The organism is Streptomyces lusitanus (assembly GCF_042647945.1).
GTDB lineage: Bacteria > Actinomycetota > Actinomycetes > Streptomycetales > Streptomycetaceae > Streptomyces > Streptomyces pseudogriseolus.
In genome coordinates this window covers 308,059-332,849 of record NZ_JBHRWL010000007.1, presented here as the reverse complement: position 1 = coordinate 332,849, position 24,791 = coordinate 308,059, and the positions used below count along the sequence as shown (strand labels likewise).

The window sequence follows — 24,791 nt, the reverse complement described above, 5'->3', positions numbered from 1 at the left end:
TTCCTTAAGGGGACGAGGAGAGGTCAGGAGGTCGGTGCGGGCGCCTTGGGATCCGCAGCGGGCGCGGTGGCCGCCATGCGTCCGGCGCGGGCGACGGCGATCTGCCGGGCGACACGCGGGCCGAGGACGGACAGCACGAGCAGGACACCGGTCACGACGATCTGGGACTGGGCGGAGACGTCCCGCAGACTCATCATGTTCTGCAGCGCGCCCAGCAGGAACACTCCGGCGAGCGCGCCGCCGAGGGTGCCCTTGCCGCCGTCGAAGTCGATGCCGCCGAGCAGCACGGCCGCGACGACGGACAGTTCGAGGCCGGTGGCGTTGTCGTAGCGGGCGCTGGCGTAGTGCAGCGCCCAGAAGACGCCGGTGAGGGCCGACATCAGGCCGGTCACGGTGAACAGGATCAGCTTCTGCCGCTTGACGCGGATGCCGGCGAACCGCGCGGCCTCCTCGCCGGCCCCGGTCGCGAACAGCGACCGGCCGAACGGGGTGGCGTGCAGGGTGACGACGGCGATCGCGAGCAGCACCAGGAAGGGCAGGAAGGCGTACGGGACGAAGGTGTCGCCGATGCGTCCCGCGGCGAAGTCCAGGTAGGCGGAGGGGAAGTCGGTGACCGCGTCGGAGCCGAGCACGATCTGCGCGATGCCCCGGTAGGCGGCGAGGGTGCCGATGGTGACGGCGAGCGAGGGCAGCCCGAGGCGGGTGACCAGCAGGCCGTTGACCAGGCCGCAGACGACGCCGATGACGAGACAGACCGGGATGATCGTCTCGATGGCCATGCCCTGGTTCCACAGGGCGCCCATCACCGCGCCGGACAGGCCCGCCGTGGACGCCACGGACAGGTCGATCTCGCCGGAGACCACGAGCAGCGTCATGGGCATCGCGATCAGCGCGATCGGCAGGGTGTTGCCGATGAGGAACGACAGGTTGAGGGCGTTGCCGAAGCCGTCGACGGTGGTGAACGACAGCAGCAGGACGACCACGAGCAGGGCGCCGACGACCGTGTCCCAGCGAACGGCGCGCGTGAGGGAGTCAGGCATGGCGGGCGTTCCTCTTCTTCAGGGCGGAGGCCACGCGCAGCGCGACGATCCGGTCGACCGCGATGGCGAGGACGAGCAGCACGCCGTTGATGGCGAGCACCCACACGGAGCTGACGCCGAGGGCGGGCAGCACGCTGTTGACGGAGGTCAGCAGCAGCGCGCCGAGCGCGGCGCCGTAGACGCTGCCGGAGCCGCCGGTGAAGACGACGCCGCCGACCACGACCGCGCTGACGACGGTGAGTTCGTAGCCGCTGCCGGTGCCGGAGTCGACGTTGCCGAACCGGGCGAGGTACATCGCGCCGGCGAGTCCGGCGAGGGCGCCGCAGACGGTGTAGGCGGCCAGGATCCGCTTGCGTACGGGGATGCCGGCGAGCCGGGCGGCCTCGGGGTTGGAGCCGAGCGCGTACAGCTCGCGCCCGCCGCCGAAGTGCTTGAGGACGTACGCCGTCGCCACCAGGACCGCGAGCGCGATGAGCGCCAGGTAGGGCACGGCGGAGATGCCGCCGGAGCCGAAGTCGACGAACCCTTCGGGGAGGTCGGCGGCGGTGATCTGGCGGGAGCCGACCCAGATGGAGTCGATGCCGCGGATGATGTAGAGCGTGCCGAGGGTGACGACGAGGGCGGGCACCTGGCCGAGGGAGACGAGCAGGCCGTTGAGCAGGCCGAAGCCGATGCCGAGCAGGACGGCGAGGGCGACGGCGACGACCGGGTTGCCGCCGTCCTGGAGGTACAGACCGGCAGCGAAGGCGCTGATGCCGAGGGTCGAGCCGACGGACAGGTCGACGTTGCGGGTGATGACCACGAGGGTCTGGCCGGTGGCGACCAGGACCAGGATGGTCGCGTTCAGCAGCAGGTCCTTGATGCCCTGCTCGGACAGGAACTCGCTGTTGCCGGCCTGAGTGACGGCGATCATCACCAGGAACACGGCCAGGATGGCGAGTTCGCGCATCTTGAAGACGCGGTCCACCAGCCGCGTGGCGCCGGCCTTCGGCACCTCGGCGACGGGAGCCTCGTCGGGGGCGGTGACCGTCATGCGGCGGCCCTCCCGGTGGCTGCGGCCATCACGGTTTCCTCGGTGGCGTCGGTGCGGGGGATCTCGGCGGTGAGCCGGCCCTCGTGCATCACCAGCACGCGGTCGGCCATGCCGAGGATCTCGGGCAGGTCGGAGGAGATCATCAGGACGGCCACGCCGTCGGCGGCGAGCTGGGACAGCAGCCGGTGCACCTCGGCCTTGGTGCCGACGTCGATGCCGCGCGTGGGCTCGTCCACGATCAGCACCTTGGGCCGCGTGGCGAGCCATTTGGCGAGGACGACCTTCTGCTGGTTGCCGCCGGACAGGGTGTTCACCGTGTCGGCGATCCGGGCGTACTTGACCCGGAGCTTGACCGCCCAGTCGAGGGAGCGGCTGCGTTCGGCGCCGCGGTCCATCAGCCCGGCCCGCACGGTGGTGCCGAGGCCGGTGAGGCCGATGTTGCGCTCGATGGACATGTCCATCACCAGGCCCTGGGCGCGCCGGTCCTCGGGGACCAGGGCGAGCCCGGCGGCCATGGCGGTGGACGGGGCGCCGTTGGTCAGCTTCCGCCCGTCGACCTCGACCTCGCCGGCGTCCCGGCGGTCGATGCCGAAGACGGCGCGGGCCACCTCGGTGCGTCCGGCGCCGACCAGTCCGGCCAGGCCCACGATCTCGCCGCGCCGTACGTCGAAGGAGACGTCGGTGAAGACGCCCTCGCGGGTGAGGCGGCGCACGCTCAGGGCGACCTCGCCGGGCGTCACGTCCTGCTTGGGGTAGAGCTCGGCCAGGTCGCGGCCGACCATGCGGCGGACCAGGTCGTCCTCGGTCATGCCGTCGAGCGGCTCGCTGGCGATCCAGGCGCCGTCGCGCAGGGTGGTGACGCGCCGGCAGATCTCGAAGATCTCCTCCAGGCGGTGGGAGATGAAGAGCACCGCGGCGCCCTGGTCGCGCAGGGCGCGGACGACGCCGAAGAGGCGGGCGACCTCGCTGTTGGTGAGGGCGGCGGTGGGCTCGTCCATGATCAGGACGCGGGCGTCGAAGGAGAGCGCCTTGGCGATCTCGACGATCTGCTGGTCGGCGATGGACAGGCCGCGGGCGGGCCGGTCCGGGTCCAGTGCGACGCCGAGCCGCCGCATCAGGGCGGTGGTGGCGTCGCGGGTGGCCCTGTGGTCGATGCGGCGCAGGGCACGGCGGGGCTGACGCCCCATGAAGATGTTCTCGGCGATCGACAGGTCGGGGAAGAGCGTCGGCTCCTGGTAGATCACGGCGATGCCGGCGTCGCGGGCGTCGCCGGGTCCGTGGAAGACGACGGGCTCGCCGTCGAGCAGCACCTGGCCGGCGTCCGGCCGGTGCACTCCGGCGAGCGTCTTGATGAGCGTGGACTTGCCGGCTCCGTTCTCTCCGGCCAGGGCGTGCACCTCCCCGGGGAACAGCTCCAGGGAGACGTCCCGCAGCGCGCGGACCGCGCCGAAGGACTTCGAGATGCCCTTGAGCGCGAGGACCGGGGCCGGACCCGTGTCGGACGGGTGGGTCATGAGGGCTCCTCGACGACGTCGGCGGGTCGGCCCTGACGACGTCGTGAAAGGTTTCAACTGGGTTGCCGGGACGTTAGGCGCGTCCCGCATGTCACGTCAATGGGTCACGGTCGAAAAATCTTCGACAGGCTCGTGTCACGCCCAGGTCACGGGAGGCGATCCGGGCCGGAGGGGTTGACACCCCTTCGGGGGACGCCTAGCTTCCCCTCCTGAATCGTTTCACTCAGTGGTCGTCACGACCCGATGTCACAGGAGCCCTGACGTGACCGAGCGCGCCGCGGTGAAAGCCGCTCTCAAGAAGCAGGCAGTCGAGACGCCGTCGTGGGCGTACGGCAACTCGGGCACCCGGTTCAAGGTGTTCGCGCAGCAGGGCGTCCCGCGCACTCCGCAGGAGAAGCTGGACGACGCGGCGAAGGTGCACGAGTTCACGGGCGTGGCGCCGACCGTGGCGCTGCACATCCCCTGGGACCGGGTCGACGACTACGCGGCGCTGGCACGGCACGCCGAGGACCGCGGGCTGCGGCTCGGCGCGATCAACTCCAACACCTTCCAGGACGACGACTACCGGCTCGGCTCCGTCTGCCACCCGGACGCGGCCGTGCGCCGGAAGGCCGTGGACCATCTGCTGGAGTGCGTCGACATCATGGACGCGACCGGGTCGAAGGACCTGAAGCTGTGGTTCGCGGACGGGACCAACTACCCCGGCCAGGATGACATCCGGGCCCGGCAGGACCGGCTGGCGGAGGCGCTCACGGAGGTGTACGAGCGGCTCGGCGACGACCAGCGGATGCTGCTGGAGTACAAGCTGTTCGAGCCGGCGTTCTACGCGACGGACGTCCCCGACTGGGGGACGGCGTACGCGCACTGCCTGAAGCTGGGCCCCAAGGCGCAGGTGGTGGTGGACACCGGGCACCACGCGCCCGGCACCAACATCGAGTTCATCGTGGCGACGCTGCTGAGGGAAGGGAAGCTCGGCGGCTTCGACTTCAACTCGCGGTTCTACGCCGACGACGACCTGATGGTCGGCGCGGCCGACCCGTTCCAGCTGTTCCGGATCATGTACGAGGTGGTCCGCGGGGGCGGGCTGTCGGGGGACGTGGCGTTCATGCTGGACCAGTGCCACAACGTGGAATCGAAGATTCCGGCGATTGTGCGGTCGGTGATGAACGTGCAGGAGGCGACCGCCAAGGCGTTGTTGGTCGACCGGGACGCGTTGGGTGCGGCGCAGCGGGAGGGGGATGTGCTGGGCGCCAACGCCGTGTTGATGGACGCGTTCAGTACGGACGTGCGTCCGCTTCTTCGGGAGGTGCGGGAGGAGATGGGGTTGGATCCCGATCCGATGGGGGCGTATGCGCGGTCGGGGTGGGCCGAGAAGATCGTGGGTGAGCGGGTGGGTGGGGAGCAGGCCGGTTGGGGGGCGTGAGCGGTTGCCTGGTTTTTGTTCGTCGCGGGCTGCGGGTTCGTGGGGGCTGGTCGCGCAGTTCCCCGCGCCTCTGAGGTAGTGCGCTCATCCCCCTCTATCAAGGACTGGTTGTCATGGTTAACACCGAAGTTGACGCTCTGCTCTCTCGGGCGCATCGGCTTGGCGGCGATCCACGGAACACCAACTACGCCGGTGGGAACGCCTCCGCCAAAGGCATCGCGACGGATCCCGTCACCGGCGGTGATGTCGAGTTGATGTGGGTCAAGGGGTCCGGAGGCGATCTCGGGACCCTGACCGAGGCGGGGCTGGCCGTGTTGCGGCTGGACCGGCTGCGGGCGCTCGTCGACGTGTATCCGGGGGTGGAGCGCGAGGACGAGATGGTCGGCGCGTTCGACTACTGCCTGCACGGCAAGGGAGGTGCCGCGCCCTCGATCGACACCGCGATGCACGGGCTGGTCGATGCCGCCCACGTCGATCATCTGCATCCCGACTCGGGGATCGCGCTGGCGTGTGCGGCCGACGGGGAGAAGCTGACCGCCGAGTGTTTCGGCGACACCGTGGTGTGGGTGCCGTGGCGGCGGCCCGGGTTCCAGCTGGGGCTGGACATCGCCGCCGTGAAGGAAGCCAACCCGCGGGCCGTCGGATGTGTGCTCGGCGGGCACGGGATCACCGCGTGGGGTGACACCTCCGAGGAGTGCGAGCGGAACTCGCTGCACATCATCCGGACCGCCGAGCGGTTCCTCGCCGAGCGGGGCCGGCCCGAGCCGTTCGGGCCGGTGGTCGAGGGGTACGAGGCGCTTCCCGAGGCGGAGCGGCGGGAGCGGGCGGCGGCTCTCGCGCCGTACGTGCGGGCGCTCGCCTCGCAGGACCGGCCGCAGGTGGGGCACTTCGACGACTCCGACGCCGTACTGGACTTCCTCGCGCGGGCCGAGCATCCGCGGCTGGCCGCGCTGGGGACGTCGTGTCCTGACCACTTCCTGCGCACCAAGGTGCGGCCGCTCGTGCTGGATCTGCCGCCGTCCGCGCCGCTCGACGAGGCGGTGACCCGGCTGGAGGAGCTGCACGCCGTCTACCGCGAGGAGTACACCGCCTACTACGAGCGGCACGCGGAGCCCGACTCCCCGGCCATGCGTGGGGCGGACCCGGCGATCGTGCTGGTGCCGGGCGTGGGCATGTTCAGCTTCGGCAAGGACAAGCAGACGGCGCGGGTGGCCGGGGAGTTCTATCTGAACGCGATCAACGTGATGCGCGGGGCGGAGGCGGTGTCGGCGTACGCACCGATCGAGGAGTCGGAGAAGTTCCGGATCGAGTACTGGGCGCTGGAGGAGGCCAAGCTGCGGCGGATGCCGCCGCCGAAGCCGCTGGCGACCCGGGTGGCGCTGGTGACCGGGGCGGGCAGCGGGATCGGGAAGGCCGTCGCGCGGCGGCTGGCCGCCGAGGGCGCGTGTGTCGTCGTGGCCGATGTGAACGGGGGGAACGCGGCCTCGGTCGCGGAGGAGCTGGGCGGTCCCGACACGGCGGTCGCGGTCACGGTGGACGTGACGGACGAGGAGCAGATCGCCGCCGCGTTCCGGTCGGCCGTGCTCGCGTTCGGCGGGGTGGACCTGGTGGTGAACAACGCCGGGATCTCCCTGTCCAAGCCGCTGCTGGAGACGACGGCCGCGGACTGGGACCTCCAGCACGCCGTGATGGCCCGCGGTTCCTTCCTGGTGTCGCGGGAGGCGGCGCGGCTGATGACCGCGCAGCGGCTGGGCGGCGACATCGTGTACATCGCCAGCAAGAACGCGGTGTTCGCCGGTCCGAACAACATCGCCTACTCGGCGACCAAGGCCGACCAGGCGCACCAGGTGCGGCTGCTGGCGGCGGAGCTGGGCGAGCACGGCATCCGGGTCAACGGCGTCAACCCGGACGGCGTGGTGCGCGGTTCGGGGATCTTCGCGGGCGGCTGGGGGGCTCGGCGGGCCGCCGTGTACGGGGTGCCGGAGGAGAAGCTGGGCGAGTTCTACGCGCAGCGGACACTGCTGAAGCGGGAGGTGCTGCCGGAGCATGTGGCGAACGCGGTGTTCGCGCTGACCGGCGGCGACCTCAGCCACACCACCGGGATGCACGTCCCGGTCGACGCCGGCGTCGCCGCCGCCTTCCTGCGGTGAGCGGCGGCGCGGGGGCGTACGCGGCGGTCGATCTCGGCGCGTCCAGCGGGCGCGTCATGGTCGGCCGGGTGGGCCCCGGCACCCTGGAGCTGACGGAGGCGCACCGGTTCCGGAACCGTCCGGTGCGGGTGCCGGAGGGGCTGCGCTGGGACGTGCTGGGGCTGTACGCCGGGGTGCTGGACGGGTTGCGCGCGGCCGGGGCCGTGGACTCGGTCGGCGTCGACAGCTGGGCCGTCGACTACGGGCTGCTGGACGCCGACGGGGCGCTGCTCGGCAACCCCGTGCACTACCGCGACGGCCGGACCGGCACGGTCGCCGGGAAGGTGTGGGCGACCGTGCCGGCCGGGGAGCTGTACGCGGCGACCGGGCTGCAGTACGCGCCGTTCAACACGCTGTACCAGCTGATCGCGGCCCGGGACACACGGCAGTTCAAGCAGGCGGAGCGGCTGCTGCTGATGCCGGACCTGCTCGCGTACTGGCTGACCGGGGAGCAGGGCACCGAGCTGACCAACGCCTCCACCACGCAGCTGATCGACCCGCGCACCCGCACCTGGGCGCACGGCATCGCGGAGCGGCTGGGGATCGACCTGGGGCTGTTCGCGCCGCTGCGGCTGCCGGGCGACCCGGCGGGGGTGCTGCGGCCCGGGGTGCTGGAGGAGACGGGGCTGAGCGGGCCTGTGCCGGTGACGGCGGTCGCGTCGCACGACACGGCGTCCGCGGTGGCCGCCGTGCCGGCGGACGGTGAGCGGTTCGCGTACATCTGCACCGGCACCTGGTCGCTGGCCGGTCTTGAGCTGGACGCGCCCGTGCTGACAGAGGAGAGCCGGGCCGCCAACTTCACCAACGAGCTGGGGCTCGACGGCACGGTGCGGTATCTGCGGAACATCATGGGCCTGTGGCTGCTCCAGGAGTGTCTGCGCGCCTGGGGCGATCCTGACCTGGGCGCCCTGCTGCGTGAGGCGGCCGGGGTGCCGGCGCTGCGGTCGGTGGTGGACGCGGGCGACACCGCGTTCCTCGCGCCGGGGCGCATGCCGGAGCGGATCGCCGAGGCGTGCCGGGTCTCGGGGCAGCCGGTGCCGGACTCCCCCGCCGCGACCGTGCGCTGCGTCCTCGACTCGCTCGCCCTCGCCCACCGCACGGCCGTGGAGGACGCGCAGCGGCTCGCCGGACGGACGGTGGACGTGGTGCACGTCGTGGGCGGCGGCGCGCGCAACGCGCTGCTGTGCCAGCTCACCGCCGACGCGTGCGGGCTGCCGGTGGTGGCCGGACCGGCCGAGGCGGCGGCGCTCGGGAACGTGCTGGTGCAGGCCCGCGCCCAGGGGCGGGTCGGCGGCCTGGCCGGCATGCGGCGGCTGCTGGCCGCCACCCAGCCGCTCACCCGGTACGAGCCGTGCGGCGGCACCCGGCGGTGGGCGGCGGCTCTCGCCCGGCTCGCCGAGCGATGAGCGGGTCTCCCCCGACGCGCCGGCCCGCACTACCCTGCCCCACACGTGATGATCGACCGGACGAGGAGCCACGATGCGTGTCGCCCTGTTCCTGACCTGCGTCAACGACACGCTCTATCCGGACACCGGCCGTGCCGTGGTGAAGCTGCTCACCCGGCTGGGTGTCGACGTCGACTTCCCCGCGGCGCAGACCTGCTGCGGCCAGGCCCACTACAACACCGGGTACCGGCACGAGGCGGAGCCGCTGGCCCGTCACTTCGCGGACGTCTTCGGCGGCTACGACGCGGTCGTGACGCCATCCGGGTCGTGCGGGGCGATGGTGCGGGAGCTGTATCCGCGCATGGGTGAGCGGGCCCGGTCGGAGGGGCGCGGGGACGGCCTCGCGACGGTGCTGGCGCCGGTGGTGCCGAAGACGTACGAACTCACCGAATTCCTGGTGGACGTGCTGGAGGTGACGGACGTCGGGGCGTACTACCCGCACCGGGTGACGTACCACCCGACCTGTCACGGGCTGCGGTCGCTCGGGCTGGGCGAGCGGCCGCTGCGGCTGCTGCGGGCGGTGAAGGGGCTGGAGCTGGTGGAGCTGCCCGGCGCGGACGAGTGCTGCGGGTTCGGCGGCACGTTCGCGCTGAAGAACGCCGACGTGTCCGCGGCGATGGGCGCGGACAAGGTGCGCAACGCGGAGTCGACGGGCGCGGAGGTGCTGTGCGCGGCGGACAACTCCTGTCTGATGCACATCGGCGGCACGATGTCTCGGCTGCGGACCGGCATGCGGCCGGTGCACATCGCGGAGATCCTGGCGAGCACGGAGGAGGACCCGGCCGTATGAGCGGAACGTTCGTCGGTATGCCGGCTTTCCCGGCGGCGGCCCGGGGGGCCGTGCGCGACACCACCCTGCGCGGCAATCTGCGCCACGCCACGCACACCATCCGCGCCAAGCGGGCCCGGGCGGTGGCGGAGCTGGACGACTGGGAGCGGCTGCGCCAGGCCGGGAAGCGGATCAAGGACCGCACCCTGCGTCATCTCGACCGCTATCTGGAGCAGTTGGAGGAGTCGGTGACGGCGGCCGGCGGTGTCGTCCACTGGGCCGCCGACGCCGACGAGGCCAACCGGATCGTCGCGGAGCTGGTGAAGGCGACCGGCGAGACGGAGGTCGTCAAGGTCAAGTCGATGGCCACGCAGGAGATCGCCCTCAACGAGGCGCTGGAAGCGCGGGGCATCCACGCCTACGAGACCGATCTCGCCGAGCTGATCGTGCAGTTGGGCAAGGACCGGCCCTCGCACATCCTGGTCCCGGCGATCCACCGCAACCGCGGGGAGATCCGCGACATCTTCGCCCGGGAGATGGGCGCGTGGGGCCGCCCCGCGCCCGAGGGCCTGACGGACACGCCCGCCGACCTCGCGGAGGCGGCGCGGCTGCATCTGCGGGAGAAGTTCCTGCGCGCGAAGGTCGGCATCTCCGGCGCGAACTTCATGGTCGCCGAGACCGGCACGCTGGTCGTGGTGGAGTCCGAGGGCAACGGGCGGATGTGCCTGACCCTGCCGGAGACGCTGATCTCGGTGGTGGGCATCGAGAAGATCGTGCCGACCTGGCAGGACCTGGAGGTGTTCCTGCAGACCCTCCCCCGTTCCTCGACCGCCGAGCGGATGAACCCGTACACGTCGATGTGGACCGGCACCACGGACGGGGACGGGCCGCGCGCCTTCCATCTGGTGCTGCTGGACAACGGCCGCACCGACACCCTCGCCGACGAGGTGGGCCGGCAGGCGCTGCGCTGCATCCGCTGTTCCGCCTGTCTGAACGTCTGCCCGGTGTACGAGCGGGCCGGCGGGCACGCGTACGGCTCGGTGTACCCCGGCCCGATCGGCGCCATCCTCAGCCCTCAGCTGCGGGGCACGGCAAGCGAGATCGACGCGTCGCTGCCGTATGCCTCGTCGCTGTGCGGGGCCTGCTACGAGGTGTGCCCGGTCGCGATCGACATCCCCGAGGTGCTGGTGCATCTGCGGGAGCGGGTGGTGGAGGGCGGCGAGGCCGTCCGCGAGGGCAGCAAGGTGCGGCTGCGGCCGGCGAAGGGGCACGCCGCCGAGCGGGCGGCGATGCGCGCGGCCCGCTGGGCGCTGAGCCGGCCCGGCGCCCTGCGCACCGGGCAGCGGCTCGCCTCGCGGACCCGCCGGCTGCATCCGCGCACGCTGCCGGGGCCCGGCAGGGCGTGGAGCGGGACCCGGGACCTGCCGCCGGTGCCGGCGGAGCCGTTCCGGGACTGGTGGCAGCGCACGCGCGGCGGGAAGGGCGGTGCCAAGTGAGCAGCAGGGATCGGATCCTGGGGCGGGTGCGGCGCGCGCTGGCGGACGTGGGGCGGGGTGAGGACGCGCCGGTCGAGCGTGACTATCTGCGCGAGCACGGGGAGCGGACCGTCGAGGAGACGGTGGAGCTGCTGGCGGAGAACCTGGCGGACTACCGGGCGGTCGTGCACCGCACCGACGCCGGAGCGCTGCCGGATGTCGTCGCGGAACTGCTGGCGGCGCGGGGCGCCTCGACCGTGCTCGTACCGCCCGGACTGGACGAGGGCTGGGTCGCGGCGGCCCAGGTGACCCGGGTGCCGGACGAGGCGGGAAGCACCCCGCACGAGCTGGACGCGGTGGACAGCGTCGTCACCGCCTGCGCCGTCGCCGTCGCCGAGACCGGCACGATCGTCCTCGACGGCTCCCCCGACCAGGGCCGGCGCCGGATCAGCCTGATCCCCGACCACCACATCTGCGTGGTGCGCGTCCCGGACCAGGTGGTGGGATCCGTCCCGCAGGCCCTCGAACGCCTGGACCCCGCCCGCCCGTTGACGTGGATCTCCGGCCCGTCGGCGACCAGCGACATCGAGCTGGACCGGGTCGAGGGCGTGCACGGGCCGCGCACCCTGGAGGTCGTCCTGGTCCGGTGAACCGCACCCCTGGGGTGTCGCTGCGTACACCCCGGGGACGGGCACTGCGCCCCGTGTGCGGCGCTTCCCTCCTCCGTAGCGTCGTGAGCAGGGCACAGGGCGTGCCGGACGGAGGAGATGACGATGGTGCGCAACAGGGCGCGGCACGATCCGCGCACGGAACCGGCCGCCGAGGCGCTGCGCCTGGTCAAGGTCACCAAGTCGTACGGCTCGGCGGAGAACGCCGTGACCGCGCTCGACGGGGTGACGCTGGGGCTGGCGCGGGGCACGTTCACGGCGGTGATGGGGCCGTCCGGTTCGGGCAAGTCGACGCTGCTTCAGTGCGCGGCGGGTCTGGAGCGGCCGGACGCGGGGATCGTACGGGTCGACGGGACGGAGCTGACGGGCGCCGGGGAGACGGAGCTGACGAAGTTCCGGCGCGGGCGGGTCGGGTTCGTGTTCCAGCAGTACAACCTGCTGGAGACGCTGACGGTGGCGCAGAACACGGTGCTGCCGCTGAAGCTGGCGGGCCGTCGGGTGGACCGGCGGCGGGCGGCGGAGATCCTCACCGCCGTGGGTCTGGGCGACCGGCGCGGGCACCGGCCCGACCAGCTGTCCGGCGGTCAGCGGCAGCGGGTGGCGATCGCGCGGGCGCTGGTCGCGGAGCCGCGGGTGATCTTCGCGGACGAGCCGACGGGGGCACTGGACACGCGCAGTGCGCGGGACGTGCTGGCGCTGCTGCGGGAGGCGGTGCGGGTGCACGGGCGGACGGTGGTGATGGTGACGCACGACCCGGTCGCCGCCTCCTGGGCGGACAGTGTGCTGTTCCTGGCGGACGGCAGGCTGGCCGGGCGGATGGACGCGCCGACCGCGGACGCGGTGGCGGAGCGGCTGGCGCACCTGGGCGACGACGCTCCGGTGGGGGTGTGAGGGATGCTCGTACTGGCTCTGCGGTCGGTCCGGCAGCGGCCCGGACGGTTCCTCGCCACGCTGCTGTCCGCGTTCCTGGGCGCGGCGATCGTCATGGCGTTCAACTCGATGCACGACACCGCCGGCGCGCCGGGTGTCGACCCGGTCAGCTCGGAGACGCTGCGGACGGCGGCCGGGGTGGTCGGCGGGTACGGCACGCTGCTGGTGTTCTTCGCGGTCGCGTCCGCGCTGACGGTGAACGTGCGGCAGCGGGCGGCCGAGCTGGAGCTGCTGCGCTGTTCGGGGGCGACGCCCGGGCAGCTGAAGCGGATGGTGGTGGGCGAGGCCGTGGCCGTGGCCCTGGTGGGCACGGCGGCGGCGGTGCTGCCGGGGGTGCTGGGCGGGCGGCTGCTGGTGGAGCTGTTCCAGGACACGGGGCAGGTCGCCGGGTCCGTGGACCATTCCTTCGGGGCGGTGGCGCTGTCGTCGGGCGTCGGCGTCACCCTGGTCGCGTCGGCGGGCGCGGCGCTGCTCGCGGTGCGCCGGGTCACGCGGGGGCGGCGGCGCACGGTGCGGAGGCGGCCGGTGTTCGCCTGGGCGGCGCTGGCGGCCGGCGCGGTGGCGGCGTCCTCCACCTTCGCTTTCTCCGCGACGGACGAGATGCTGATGGCGTTTCCCGCGCAGGGCGCGATCCTGCTGTCGGTGGGGTTCGCGCTGATGGCGCCGCGGCTGCTGACGGGCGTGCTGGGCCGGCTGGCGCTCGGCGGGGCGAGCGGCTGGCTCGCGGTGCGGAACCTGCGGCGTCGGGCGGGTGAGCTGTCCGGGATCCTGATGGCGCTGATCCTGTTCACCGCGGTGTCCACGGCCACGCTCACCATGCAGGCGGTGGAGAGCGACGAGGTCGCGGCGTCGGGGACGGTGAAGTCCGTCGACGCGAAGAATCTCGAGACGCTCAACTACACCGTGGTCGGGATCATCGTGGTGTTCGTCTGCGTGATGCTGGTCAACTCCCTGTACGCGGCGACCACGTACCGGGGCCGGGAGTTCGGGCAGCAGCGTCTCGCCGGGGCGACGCCCGGGCAGGTGCTGGGCGTGGTGGGCGTCGAGGGGCTGGTCCTCACGGTCGTCGGGCTGCTGTTCGGCACGGCGGCTGCGCTGGCCGGGATCGTGCCGTTCACCGTGGTCCGCAGCGACGCGGTGCTGCCGGGGCAGCTCGTGGGCGTGTGGGTGGCCGTCGCCGCGGTGGGCGCGGCGGCGACCGTCGGCACGAGCCTGTTCACGGCGCGGCGGGTGCTGCGCACGCCGGCGGTGCGGGCGGTGGGCGCGACCGCGTGACAGAGTGATGAGCAAGCGCTTAGATAGGTGTCCGGGCATCACGGGGTGCCCGGACACCGTCGTTCCCGCGCCCAGCCGGAGGCCGCAGTTGTTCACTTCCGTCGACGACGTCTCCGCGCGCCTCGCCGAGACCGGTTATCTGGCGTCGCCCGCGGTCGCCACCACCGTCTTCCTCGCCGCCCGGCTCGGCAAGCCGCTGCTGGTGGAGGGCCCCGCCGGGGTGGGCAAGACCGAGCTGGCCAAGGCGGTCGCCCGCGCCTGCGACGCCCGGCTGGTGCGGCTCCAGTGCTACGAGGGCGTGGACGAGTCGCGCGCGCTGTACGAGTGGAACCACGCCAAGCAGCTGCTGCGGATCAGCGCGGGCCGGGGCGAGAGCTGGGACGAGGCCCGTACGGACATCTTCAGCGAGGAGTTCCTCCTCCCCCGTCCGCTGCTCACCGCGATCCGCGGCGACGACCCCAAGGTGCTGCTGCTCGACGAGACCGACAAGGCGGACGTCGAGATCGAGGGGCTGCTGCTGGAGGTGCTCGGCGACTTCCAGGTGACGGTGCCCGAACTGGGCACGGTGACGGCGACCCGCCGGCCGTTCACCGTCCTCACCTCCAACGCCACCCGGGAGCTGTCCGAGGCGCTGCGCCGCCGCTGCCTGTTCCTGCACATCGGGTTCCCGGACGCGGAGCTGGAGCGGCGGATCGTCCGGCTGAAGGCGCCGGGCGTGGACGCGGCGCTGGCCGAGTCCGTGGTGCGGGTGGTGGGGGCGCTGCGCGCGATGGACCTGCGCAAGGCGCCGTCGGTGGCCGAGACCGTCGACTGGGCGCGCACCCTGCTGGCGCTCGGCGCGAGCACGCTCGACGAGACCGTCGTACGGGACAGTCTGGGCGTGGTCCTCAAGCACCAGGACGACATCCAGAAGGCGGCGGCCAAGCTCGACCTGGACGCGCTGTGACCGCCGCCCCGGACCCGAACCCGGCGAACCCGGCCCTCGCGGACCCGGACCTCGCCGACACGGACCTGGTGACCCGGCTGACCGGCCTGGTCGACGCGCTGCGCGCGCACGGCCTGCGGATCGGCACCGGGGAGACCGTGGACGCGGCGCGCGCGGTGGAGGCGCTGGGTCTCGCCGACCGGGACCTGCTCCGGGAGGGCCTGGCGGCCACCCTGCTGCACGGGGCCGGCGGACGCCCGGTGTTCGACGCGGTCTTCGACCTGTACTTCCCGCGCGGGGTGGGCGTGCCGGAGGGCGGCGGCGACGCGGACCGGGAGGCGCTGCGCGCCCGGCTGGCCGAGGCGCTGGCCGCGGACGACGCCGCGGCGCTGGCCCGGCTGGCGGTGGAGGCGGTCGACGGCTTCGGCGGGTACGGGGGTTCGCCCGGCTCGGACGGCTGGTCGGCGTACCAGGCGCTGGACCGGCTGCGTCCGCAGACGCTGCTGGCGCGGGTGCGGGACGAGGTGCGCGGGCGGGACGGGTCCGGGAGCTTCGCCGACCGGCTCCTGGAGGACGAGATCCGGCGGCGTATCGAGGAGTTCCGGCGGCTGGTCACGGCGGAGGCGCGGCGGCGGGCGGCGGAGCGCCGGGGCCGCGACGAGATCGCCCGCCGCGCGCTCGCCCCGTCCGCCGACCGGGTCGACTTCCTGCTCGCCGGCAAGGACGGGCTGGCCGAGATGCGCCGGACGGTCCGGCCGCTCGCCCGGAAACTGGCGACGCGGCTCGCGGCACGCCGCCGCCGTGCCGCGCGCGGCACCATCGACCTGCGCCGGACGCTGCGCGGCTCGCTGTCCACGGGCGGGGTGCCGGTGAGGCCCGTCCTGCGCCGGCGCCGGCCCGCCCGTCCCGAACTGGTGCTGCTGTGCGACGTGTCGGGCTCGGTGGCCGGGTTCTCCGACTTCACGATGCTGCTGGTGCAGGCGCTGCGCGACCAGTTCTCCAAGGTGCGGGTGTTCGCCTTCGTCAACCGGATCGACGAGGTGACCGGCCTGCTGGTGCACGGCGCCGCCGACCCCGAGGGCCTGGGCGCCCGCATCCACGCGGAGGCCCGGCTCACCGCCTGGCACGACAGCAGCGACTACGGCGCCGCCCTCGGCGAGTTCACCGGCCGGTACGCCGACGCCGTCGGCCCGCGCACCACGGTCTTCGTCCTCGGCGACGCCCGCACCAACATGGCCGACCCCAACCTCCCCGCCGTCCGCGACCTCACCCGCCGCGCCCGCCGCGTGCACTGGCTCAACCCCGAACCCCGCACCCTCTGGGGCACGGGCGACTCAGCCGCCCCGGCGTACGCGGAGCTGGTGGACATGCGGGAGTGCAGGAACGTACGTCAACTGGACGCGCTGGTGGGGCGGTTGCTGCCGGTGTGAGGGACGGGGGCGCGGTCGGTGGCGGTCAGGCCGGGGCGTGCCTGGCCACGTGGACGGCGAAGGGCTCGATGCCCACCTCGGCGCGGAGCGTGTCCATGCGCGCGGGGTCCTCGCAGGGCCACGGGACCGGTGAGCCGTCCCTCACGCCGGCGATCTGTGTGCCGTAGATCTGCTTGCGGCCCTCGTTGACAAGGGTGCGGTCGCGCAGGAAGGCCAGGTCGCGCGGGCTGGCGAGGCCCGCCTCGACCGCCTGCTCCAGCAGGCGCAGGGCGCGCCGCTGGACGTCGAGTTGACGGTCGGCGTGCTGGGCGATCAGCCACGCGGCGCGCGCGGCCTCCTCCCCGACCTGGTCCGCCGTGGGCCAGCCGTGCTCCTCCATGATCGCGCCGAGACGGTCGCCGTGGCGTGCGGTGAGGCGGCGCCAGGCCAACTGCTCGGCGGGGTCGTCGCTGTACCCCTTGGCCGCGAGGCGGTGGTCCGCCGCCGCCATGTCCTCGAGTTCCGCCGCGAGCGCGGCACGGTTCTGCGCCACTCCCCACTCCCCTGTGCGTGTGCTGTTCCGGTCCCCGCAACTGTAGGGCGCATACCGGACGTAAAGATCATTCCGCGGAACGGTGACAGGGGCCGTGGCGGGCGGCGATACTGGATCTACCCCTGAAGCCCCGCCGCCGTCGGCGTCCAGCGTTGGGCATTGGTCGCGTTGCAGTCGTAGATCTGGAGTTGCGTGCGGTCCGCGGTGGAGGCGCCGGGGTCGTCCAGGCAGCGGCCCGACTGGGGGTTGATCAGGGACGAGTCCGGGCCGGTGATCCAGCGCTGGGCGCCGGTGCCGTTGCACTGCCAGAGCTGGACCTTGGTGCCGTTGGCGGTTCCGCCGCCGCTGACGTCGAGGCAGCGGCCCAGGGCGCGCAGGGTGCCGCCCTCGCCGGGGACGTAGGTCCAGCGCTGGGCCGCCGTGCCGTTGCAGGTGTAGAGCTGGACGGGCGTGCCGTCGGCGGTGGCGGCGTCGCGGACGTCGACGCACTTGCCCGGAACACCGGAGTGGAAGGCGGCCGTCCGCGTCACCCCGCCGGACGCCAGGGCGGACTGCACGAGGTCGGCCGCCGCCCGCATGCCCGCCTCGTTGGGGTGGTACGTCGACCGGCCCTGCGCCGGGCGGTACGACTCCACCCAGGGGTTCGCCGAGCACGCGTCGTGGCCGCGGCTGGCGCCCGCCAGGTCGACCAGGGTGGCGCCGGTCGCGGCGGCCGCCTCGGCGGTGGCGGCGGCCAGCCGCGCGGCGATGCTCCGTTCGTACGCGGCCTGCTCGTCGGTCAGCGGTGCGACGGCGCACGTGCCGGAGTCCGGCAGCAGGGTGAAGTAGGTGACCAGGTGGACCCGCGCCTGGGGCGCCACGGCGTGGACCGCGCGCACGATGTCGGCGATACGGCTCGGGAGTTCGGGGAAGGTCCGCTCGATCGCGTCGCGGTCCACCGTCGGGCAGCCGGTGTTGCCGCTCGCCTGGCAGGAGTAGGCGTTGATGCTGCCGAGGTAGTTGACGTCGTTGCCGCCGATCGTGACCGTGACGAGGCGCGTGTCCGGGGTCACGGCCTGGATCTGCGGCGGGCGGGTGCCCTGCGGGTCCCTCAGCACGTGCGCGGTCGTCGCGCCGCTGCACGACACGTCGGTCAGGTCGGCGCCGATCTCGCGGGCCACGATGCTGGGGTAGTTGACGGCCGACCGGCCACAGGCGGAGGCGCCGTCGCTCGACTGGAGGGGCGGGATGCCGGGGCCCGCGGCGAACGAACTGCCCATCGCCACATAGTCCGTTCCGGCGTCGGCCGCCACGAGGCGCGGCTGCGCGGAGGCCGGCCCGGCCGGGGCGGCGACGACCGCGGCCCAGGCCGCCGCCAGGGCACACACCGCCCTCGCCCATCTCCCGGCCCGGCTACCGGGACGTCCTTCGGTCCGTCTTCCGGCCTGTGAACGACGTGGCGCGCGCGAACCCGGCATCGGCATCCTCCACAAGAGCGCAGTGACCGTCACACAACGTTGTAAACGGACCTTAGACGCGTCCGCGGGCCGCGCCAAGACCGCGTGCACGCCGTCATGACGCCTGCGTGCCGCTTCGAGGAGCATCCGCACGCCGTACCGGGGGAGATTCCGCGCGCCGTGTCAGGGGAGATTCCGCGCGCCGTGTCGGGGGAGGATCGGGGCATGGCCGAATCCTCAGCGCAGATCAACGCCCTCATCGTCGACGCCACGGACCCCGAGCGGCTCGCCGCGTTCTGGTCCGAGGTGCTCGGCAGGCCGGTGGTGGGCCGCACGGGCCCCTATGTGTGGCTGCGCAGGGAGAACGGCCTGGGGCTGGGCTTCCAGCGCACCGACGCGCCGAAATCCGGCTCGGGCTCCGGCTCCGGCAAGAACCGCGTGCACATCGACATTGCCGCCGCCGACCCCGCGGCCGAGCAGCGCCGGATCGAAGGGCTCGGCGGGCGGCGGCTGGAGGGGTACGACGACGGCGGGTTCCTGGTGATGGTGGACCCCGAGGGAAACGAGTTCTGCGTCATCCCCGCGGGGCCCTTCGAGCTCGACGACGAGGGACGCGCGCACTACCTGGACCGGCCGGCGGACCGGTAGTCCATGGAGAGGCCGGCTCAGTCCGCCTTCGCGTAGTCCTTGGCCATGGCGCCCGCGAAGTCGTACACCACGACCTGCTCGTCGCCGACGACCCACGCGTCGTGGCCCGGCGGGCACACGAAGACGTCGCCGGGTCCGACCTCGCTCTCCGCGCCGTCGTCCATGCGGATGTGCATACGGCCCTGGAGCACGTAGCCGTTGTGGTGGATGGCGCACGACGTCGTGCCGGCGATCGGGCCGACCGACTCGGACCACCGCCATCCCGGCTCGAACGTGGCGACCGCGAAGTCCAGCCCCGTCAGGTGGACGGCTTCGAGGTGGCCCCTCGGGAAGTCGCGTCGCTCGTCGGGCTTGTCCAGCGTCTTCACCTCGAGCATGGCCCTGCTCCCTTCCGGTGACCGGCCCGATGCCGCATGGGCCGGGCCCTACTCCTTCATCGTCCGCCCGTCCACCTGGGGACGCCATTCGGGTGAGAGCGCGCGCCCCGCACCCCTGCGCCGGCGTCCGGCTCAGTCACCCGGGGCGCAGAGCCGGGCGAAGCGCTCGGCGTCGACGTTGCCGCCGGAGAGGATCAGGCCGACGCGGGGCGGGAGCGGGCCCGCGCGTCCGGTGAGCAGCGCGGCCAGCGGGGTGGCCCCGCTCGGTTCGAGGACGATTTTCAGCCGCTCGAAGGCGAACCGCATCGCGTCCCTGATCTCGTCGTCCCCGACCAGCACGATCCCGTCCAAGAGCCGTCGGTTGAGGGAGAAGGTCAGCTCGCCGGGGGTGTGCAGCGCCTGCCCGTCGGCGATGGTGCGCGGGACCGGGATGCTGACACGCCGGCCGGCCTCCAGGGACCGCTTGGTGTCGTCGCCGGCCTCCGGTTCGACACCGATCACCCGGGTCGCGGGGTGCAGCCCCTTGACGGCGGTGGCGCTGCCGGCGATCAGCCCGCCGCCGCCCACCGGCGTGAGCAGGACGTCCAGCTCCCCAGTCTCCTCGACGAGTTCGAGTGCGGCTGTGCCCTGTCCGGCGATGACGTGCGGGTGCTCGTAGGGCGGGACGAGGGTCAGTCCCCGCTCGGCGGCGAGGGCCTCGGCGGCGGCGACACGGTCGCCGTTGTAGCGGTCGTAGGTGACGATCTCGGCGCCGTACCCCTCGGTGGCCGCCCGCTTCGACGGCGGGGCGTCCTCGGGCATGACGATGACGGCGGTGGTCCCGAGTTCACGGGCGGCGAGGGCGACGGCCTGGGCGTGGTTGCCGGAGGAGTAGGCGGCGATGCCCCGGGACAGCTGGTCGGGGGTGAGCCGGGAGGCCGCGTTGTAGGCGCCGCGGAACTTGAAGGCGCCCACGCGCTGGAAGTTCTCGCACTTGAGGTGCACCTCGGCGCCGACGAGCGCGTCCAGGGTGCGGGAGCGCAGGACGGGCGTGCGGTGGGCGACGCCCTTGAGGCGTGCGGCGGCGGAGCGGACGTCGTCGAGGGTGACCGGCGGGGTGGTGGTCGTCACGAGGTGCCTCCATCAGGGGTCGGGTCGGTCGTCGTCCGGGACTGGGAGAGGTAGCTGTACGCGGAGGCGCGGGAGATGCCGAGCCGGCCGGCGACCTGCTCGACCGCGCGCCGTACGGCGAAGACACCCCTCGCGTCCAGGTCCCGGAACAGCCGCAGCCGTTCCTCGCGGTCCAGCTGGGCCCAGCCCCGGTGCCGCAGCTGCCGGTGGTCGTCGACGATGGCCTCGACCACGGAGTCGATGTCGTTGCCGAAGGGGGTCGTCGGCGGTTCGGCCGGGCCGCCGACGAGGCCGGCGAGCGCACCGAGCACAGTGTGCGCCTGGCTCACGGCGGTGACGTCGACGTTGACGCACAGCGCGCCGAACACCGCTCCCGTGGAGTCCCGCAGCAGCATCGTGGAGGACTTCACGAGGGTGCCGGTCCCGGTCCGGGTGAGGTAGTTGAGCTCGTCGGCGGCCTCGTCGCCGCGGGCGAGCATCCGCATGCCGATCTCGCTCATCGCCCCGCCGGCCGTCCGCCCGGTCACGGAGCCGGCCACGGCGACCACGGACGCCTCCGGGCGCCGGTAGTCGTGCAGCACCACCTCGCACACCGGACCGAACGTCGCGGCGATCCCGTCGACGACCGGCGTCAGCGCGGCGAGGATCGCCTCCCGTTCGGCACCCCGGTCCTGTGCGGCCGCCATGAGCCCACCTCCTGTCGGCGTCACCGTCCTGCGTCGTCAGACTACACGTCCAGGCGTTGGACTGTCAGTCCAAATGCGGGGGAAGGGGAAAGGCCCGGCCGGCCGCGGGCCCATACGGGGAAACGGGAGTCGCGGCCGACCGGGCCGGTCAGGGTGGAACGGGTGGTGTCAGAACGGGTGGTGTTTCGGCACGGGTGGTGTCAGAGGGTCGTCTCCCCGGCGAGGCCGAAGAAGTCGTGCCACTTGCGGCCGTCGACGAAGCCGTCCGTGCCGTTGGACACGTTCACGTAGACGTCGGCCAGATCGTTGTGGGTGAAGGTGACGATGTCGTCCCTGCCGTCACCGTCGTAGTCGCCCACGTACGGGAACTCGCCGTCCGGGGCGAAGAAGTCCGCCCACTTCCGGCCTCCGCCGAAGACCGCGCCGTCGGACAGGGCGACGTAGACGTCACTCGCCTCACCGCCCGTGAAGGTGATGACGTCGTCCTTCGCGTCGCCGTCCACGTCACCGACGCGCGGCCGCTCGCCCTCGGGGGCGAAGTGGTCGTGCGCCTTGTACGGGGCGCCGAACTTCCCGCCCTCGTTCAGGGCCACGTACACGTCGTCGCTCGCGTCCTGGGTGAAGGCGATGATGTCGTCCAGGCCGTCCCCGTCGACGTCACCGACGGCCGGGAACTGGGCCCAGGGCGCGAAGTCGTCGTGCCATTTCCGGCCCTCGCCGAAGGTGCCGCCGTCCGACAGGGCGACGTACACGTCGGCCGTGTCCTCACGGCTGAACGTGATGATGTCGTCGATGCCGTCGCCGTCGAAGTCGCCCACCGCGGGCACCTCACGGCCGGGGGCGAAATGATCGTGCCACTTCTGGCCCGTGCCGAAGGACGTGCCGTCGGAGGCCGCGACATACACGTCCGCGTTCGTGCCGTGGGTGAAGGTGACGATGTCGTCCTTGTGGTCGCCGTTGAAGTCACCGGTCAGCGGAGTCTCCCCGCCCGGCGCGAAGTGGTCGTTCCACTTCAGCTCCCGGCCGTCGAACACGCTGCCCGTGGACCTCGCGGCATAGACCTCGGCCCGGTCGTCCTGGGTGAAGGTGACGATGTCGTCCTTGAGGTCGCCGTCGAAGTCGGCCGGGGAACCGCCCAGCACGCCGCCGCCGGTGAGCCGCACCCGCATCAGGAACACGTTGTACGGCTGCCACTGCGACATCGTGAAGTACAGGTACGGGCTGTTGGAGTCGGCCGACCACGGGTGGATAAACGACCCGTACAGCTGCGGGTAGTCGGCACCGGACGCGACCACCTGCTTGCCGCTCCACGGCCCCCACGGCGTCGCCGAGGTCCGCATCACGATCGAGCCGCCCGGATCGTCCAGGTACATCATCACGAACCGGCCGAGATAGCGGCTGTACTGCACGGACAGTTCGCCGACCGGGGCGCCGGCGACCGGCGTCGCGGCGTAGGAGTCGGTCACCCAGTCGCCGCCGGTCCAGTACCGGTAGGCACCGGGCTCAAGGAGCTGCGCCTCGGGGACGCGGGACAGATACACGTCGCCGAAGCGGCCGTTCTTCGTTCCGTACAGGTAGACGTAGCCGCCCTGCTTGAGCATGGCCGCCATCTGGAACTTGTTGCCGAAGCCCGCGTCGTTCTGCCAGCGGGCGTCGGCGTCCTTCACCCAGTTCTCGCCGTTGTCGTCCGAGTAGGCGATGCCCGAATAGTTGGTGAACCACTCGCCGCCCTTCGGGCTCCAGCGGCGCACCGACATGTAGTGCATGTACTGCCGACCACCGACCGAGATGCCGGCGGTGGGGATGGTGGTCAGCTCGTCGTTGTCGACGCGCTTGCACGGCAGGACCTGCTTGGCGTGGCCCGGACGGTCCGTCGCCATGCTGTCGATGGACATGCCGTCGGCCAGGTTGCGGTCGGCGCTGCGGGCCACCAGGTTGCAGCGCCAGTCGAGCGTGGCCGGGTCGCCGACGGCGGCCCCCGGTCCCGTCCAGCCGTTGCCGTAGGAGTCGCCGAAGGCGGTGAGGATCTCGCCCCTGCCGTTGTCCCACATGATGCCGAGGTCGGTCGCCTTCAGCTGCCAGCGGGCGTCGGTGGCGCTAATGGAGCCGGGTCCGGTCAGCTTGGCGACGCGCTCGGCGCGCGAGACCACACCGGCGGCCTTGACGTCGGCTGCCTGGACGACACCGGCGGCCTGGACGCCGGCGGTGGCCGCCGAGGCCGCGGCGGTGGGCGAGGCGCCGGCGAACAGTGAGCCGATGACCAGGGAGGCCAGCGACAGTGCGGCCGGGAGGAGTCTCCCGGTTCTGCGATGCATCACAGGTTCCTCTCCTGCTAGAGGCTGGTCTCGCCGGGGGTGCCGAAGAAGTCGTGCCACTTGCGGCCGTTGACGAAGGCGTCGGTGCCGTTGGAGGTGGCGACGTAGACGTCCGCCTCGGCGTTGTGCGTGAAGGTGACGATGTCGTCCTTGCCGTCACCGTCGTAGTCACCCACGTACGGGAACTCGCCGGACGGGGAGAAAAACTCGTTCCAGCGGGCGCCGGGGCCGAAGGTTGCGCCGTTGGACAGGGCCACGTACACGTCCGACTCGGCACCCTGGGTGAAGGCGACGATGTCGTCCTTCTTGTCACCGTCGACGTCACCGACCCGCGGCAGCTCACCAGCCGGCGCGAAGTGCTCGTGCGCCAACTGGCCCACGCCGAACCCGTCCTTACCGTTCGACAGCGCCACATACACGTCCGCCGTGCTGCCCTGCGTGAACGTGATCAGGTCATCGTCCCCGTCACCGTCGACGTCACCGAGCGCCGGGAACTCACCAGGCGGCGCGAAGAAGTCGTGCCAAACCGTCGCGACACCGAAGCCGTCCCGGCCGTTCGACAACGCCACATACACCCTGGCGTCCGCGTCATGCGTGAACGTCACGACGTCGTCGAAACCGTCCGCGTTGACATCACCGACCGCCGGAACCTCACCACCCGGAGCGAAGTGATCGTGCCACACCGTCGCCGGACCGAACCCGTTCCCCTGGGACAGAGCCACGTACACGTCCGACTCGGCACCCTTGGTGAACGTGACCACGTCGTCCTTCTGGTCGCCGTTGAAGTCACCGCTCAGCGGCGCCTCCCCGCCCGGCGCGAAGAAGTCGTGCCACACCCTCGCCTCACCGAACCCGTCCCGGGTCGAGTCGGCGACATACACGTCCGCCTCCGCGTTCTGTGTGAACGTCACGATGTCGTCCACACCGTCACCCGTGAAGTCCGTGGGCGAACCGGCCATCATGGCCGGTGGCGTTCCGCAGTTGCCGCTGGTGTGGCGGGCGGCGGTGGTGCTGTAGCGCAGCGCCACGCCGTCGATCACGATGGGCTGGTTGCGGCCGTCGGCCTTCTGCTCGTAGTGCAGGTGCGGTCCGGAGGACTTGCCCGTGCTGCCGACCTTGCCCAGTTCGTCACCGGTGCGGACGTACTGCCCCTCGGAGACGGTGATGCGGTCCAGGTGGGCGACCAGCGTGGTCCAGCCGCCGCCGTGGTCGACGAGGACATGGTTGCCGTACCCCGAGGAGTTGGGCATGGGCACCACGTCGATCACGGTGCCGGACGCCGAGGCCAGGGCCGGGGTGCCGAGGTCGGCGGAGCCCGCGATGTTGAAGTCCAGCGCGTTGTAGACCTCGGAGGAGTGGTGGTAGTAGTCCCGGCCTTCTCCGCAGGGCCAGGGCGCGCGGAAGTCGGGGCGGGGGCCGGCGGCCGAGGCCGGTTGCGCGGGGAGCAGGAGGGCGCTGGAGGCCAGCACGGTGCCGATCAGGCCCAGGCTGAGGTGCCGTCTTCGCACGTCGGTCTTCCTTCCATGGGGGTCGGGAATCGCCATCGGTCGGTCGTGGGCGCAGGGCTGCCC

The 24,791-nt window shown here is 72.5% G+C and carries 21 protein-coding genes; 11 read left to right on the top strand and 10 right to left on the bottom strand.

The genetic code is table 11. The annotated features are described in order from the left end of the window. Positions 1–23 precede the first annotated feature (23 nt). The 3 genes from ACFOSY_RS13345 to ACFOSY_RS13335 are packed head-to-tail and all read right to left on the bottom strand — an operon-like array spanning position 24 to position 3,587. On the bottom strand, positions 24–1,040 hold the full coding sequence (locus tag ACFOSY_RS13345; protein WP_394306990.1) for an ABC transporter permease: 1,017 nt from the start codon (positions 1,038–1,040) through the stop codon (positions 24–26). Beyond that, on the bottom strand, positions 1,033–2,073 hold the full coding sequence (locus tag ACFOSY_RS13340) for an ABC transporter permease (RefSeq protein ID WP_394306989.1): 1,041 nt from the start codon (positions 2,071–2,073) through the stop codon (positions 1,033–1,035). The genes ACFOSY_RS13345 and ACFOSY_RS13340 overlap by 8 nt, the downstream gene beginning before the upstream one ends. Then, positions 2,070–3,587, bottom strand: a complete 1,518-nt coding sequence (locus ACFOSY_RS13335; protein WP_394306988.1) for a sugar ABC transporter ATP-binding protein — start codon at positions 3,585–3,587, stop codon at positions 2,070–2,072. The genes ACFOSY_RS13340 and ACFOSY_RS13335 overlap by 4 nt, the downstream gene beginning before the upstream one ends. 262 nt (positions 3,588–3,849) lie before the next feature. Between ACFOSY_RS13335 and rhaI the strand changes: the two genes are divergently transcribed. The 10 genes from rhaI (at position 3,850) to ACFOSY_RS13285 (ending at position 16,116) form a co-directional block, all read left to right on the top strand. Next, positions 3,850–5,010 carry an L-rhamnose isomerase gene (gene rhaI, locus ACFOSY_RS13330; protein ID WP_394306987.1) on the top strand — a complete coding sequence of 387 codons (1,161 nt, stop codon included), beginning with the start codon at positions 3,850–3,852 and terminating at the stop codon, positions 5,008–5,010. Positions 5,011–5,123: 113 nt separating this feature from the next. Then, a complete protein-coding gene (locus ACFOSY_RS13325) occupies positions 5,124–7,160 on the top strand; it encodes a bifunctional aldolase/short-chain dehydrogenase (protein ID WP_394306986.1) in 2,037 nt (678 codons plus the stop codon). A gap of 56 nt (positions 7,161–7,216) precedes the next feature. After that, on the top strand, positions 7,217–8,605 hold the full coding sequence (locus tag ACFOSY_RS13320) for a rhamnulokinase (protein ID WP_394307360.1): 1,389 nt from the start codon (positions 7,217–7,219) through the stop codon (positions 8,603–8,605). 73 nt (positions 8,606–8,678) lie between these two features. Then, complete coding sequence (locus tag ACFOSY_RS13315) at positions 8,679–9,434, top strand: (Fe-S)-binding protein (protein ID WP_394306985.1); 756 nt, start codon at positions 8,679–8,681, stop codon at positions 9,432–9,434. Then, on the top strand, positions 9,431–10,909 hold the full coding sequence (locus tag ACFOSY_RS13310; RefSeq protein WP_394306984.1) for a LutB/LldF family L-lactate oxidation iron-sulfur protein: 1,479 nt from the start codon (positions 9,431–9,433) through the stop codon (positions 10,907–10,909). Before ACFOSY_RS13315 ends, ACFOSY_RS13310 begins: the two co-directional genes overlap by 4 nt. Then, on the top strand, positions 10,906–11,538 hold the full coding sequence (locus tag ACFOSY_RS13305; protein ID WP_394306983.1) for a LutC/YkgG family protein: 633 nt from the start codon (positions 10,906–10,908) through the stop codon (positions 11,536–11,538). The genes ACFOSY_RS13310 and ACFOSY_RS13305 overlap by 4 nt, the downstream gene beginning before the upstream one ends. A 117-nt stretch (positions 11,539–11,655) precedes the next feature. Beyond that, on the top strand, positions 11,656–12,447 hold the full coding sequence (locus tag ACFOSY_RS13300) for an ABC transporter ATP-binding protein (protein WP_394306982.1): 792 nt from the start codon (positions 11,656–11,658) through the stop codon (positions 12,445–12,447). Between the two features lie 3 nt (positions 12,448–12,450). Beyond that, a complete protein-coding gene (locus tag ACFOSY_RS13295) occupies positions 12,451–13,761 on the top strand; it encodes an FtsX-like permease family protein (RefSeq protein ID WP_394306981.1) in 1,311 nt (436 codons plus the stop codon). Positions 13,762–13,849: 88 nt separating this feature from the next. Continuing rightward, positions 13,850–14,707: an AAA family ATPase gene (locus tag ACFOSY_RS13290; RefSeq protein ID WP_394306980.1), complete on the top strand. Its 858-nt coding sequence runs from the start codon at positions 13,850–13,852 to the stop codon at positions 14,705–14,707. Positions 14,708–14,772: 65 nt separating this feature from the next. Beyond that, on the top strand, positions 14,773–16,116 hold the full coding sequence (locus tag ACFOSY_RS13285) for a VWA domain-containing protein (protein WP_394307359.1): 1,344 nt from the start codon (positions 14,773–14,775) through the stop codon (positions 16,114–16,116). A 25-nt stretch (positions 16,117–16,141) separates the two neighbouring features. Here ACFOSY_RS13285 and ACFOSY_RS13280 read toward each other — a convergent pair whose 3' ends face one another. Both ACFOSY_RS13280 and ACFOSY_RS13275 read right to left on the bottom strand, forming a co-directional pair. Further along, the gene (locus ACFOSY_RS13280) at positions 16,142–16,648 is read right to left on the bottom strand and encodes a DUF6624 domain-containing protein (RefSeq protein ID WP_394306979.1); all 507 of its coding nucleotides are present in this window, start codon (positions 16,646–16,648) and stop codon (positions 16,142–16,144) included. Between the two features lie 116 nt (positions 16,649–16,764). After that, on the bottom strand, positions 16,765–17,907 hold the full coding sequence (locus ACFOSY_RS13275) for a ricin-type beta-trefoil lectin domain protein (RefSeq protein ID WP_394306978.1): 1,143 nt from the start codon (positions 17,905–17,907) through the stop codon (positions 16,765–16,767). Positions 17,908–18,309: 402 nt separating this feature from the next. Between ACFOSY_RS13275 and ACFOSY_RS13270 the strand changes: the two genes are divergently transcribed. Then, positions 18,310–18,732: a VOC family protein gene (locus ACFOSY_RS13270; RefSeq protein ID WP_394306977.1), complete on the top strand. Its 423-nt coding sequence runs from the start codon at positions 18,310–18,312 to the stop codon at positions 18,730–18,732. Positions 18,733–18,749: 17 nt separating this feature from the next. Here ACFOSY_RS13270 and ACFOSY_RS13265 read toward each other — a convergent pair whose 3' ends face one another. From ACFOSY_RS13265 to ACFOSY_RS13245, 5 genes are all read right to left on the bottom strand, one after another. Beyond that, positions 18,750–19,109: a cupin domain-containing protein gene (locus ACFOSY_RS13265; protein WP_394306976.1), complete on the bottom strand. Its 360-nt coding sequence runs from the start codon at positions 19,107–19,109 to the stop codon at positions 18,750–18,752. 132 nt (positions 19,110–19,241) lie between these two features. After that, positions 19,242–20,219 (bottom strand): pyridoxal-phosphate dependent enzyme, encoded by a 978-nt coding sequence (locus ACFOSY_RS13260; protein WP_394306975.1) that lies wholly within the window; start codon positions 20,217–20,219, stop codon positions 19,242–19,244. Continuing rightward, complete coding sequence (locus tag ACFOSY_RS13255; RefSeq protein ID WP_394306974.1) at positions 20,216–20,905, bottom strand: helix-turn-helix transcriptional regulator; 690 nt, start codon at positions 20,903–20,905, stop codon at positions 20,216–20,218. Before ACFOSY_RS13255 ends, ACFOSY_RS13260 begins: the two co-directional genes overlap by 4 nt. 200 nt (positions 20,906–21,105) lie before the next feature. Beyond that, positions 21,106–23,220: a DUF4185 domain-containing protein gene (locus ACFOSY_RS13250; protein WP_394306973.1), complete on the bottom strand. Its 2,115-nt coding sequence runs from the start codon at positions 23,218–23,220 to the stop codon at positions 21,106–21,108. A gap of 17 nt (positions 23,221–23,237) precedes the next feature. Beyond that, positions 23,238–24,728: a peptidoglycan DD-metalloendopeptidase family protein gene (locus ACFOSY_RS13245; RefSeq protein WP_394306972.1), complete on the bottom strand. Its 1,491-nt coding sequence runs from the start codon at positions 24,726–24,728 to the stop codon at positions 23,238–23,240. Positions 24,729–24,791: the final 63 nt, after the last annotated feature.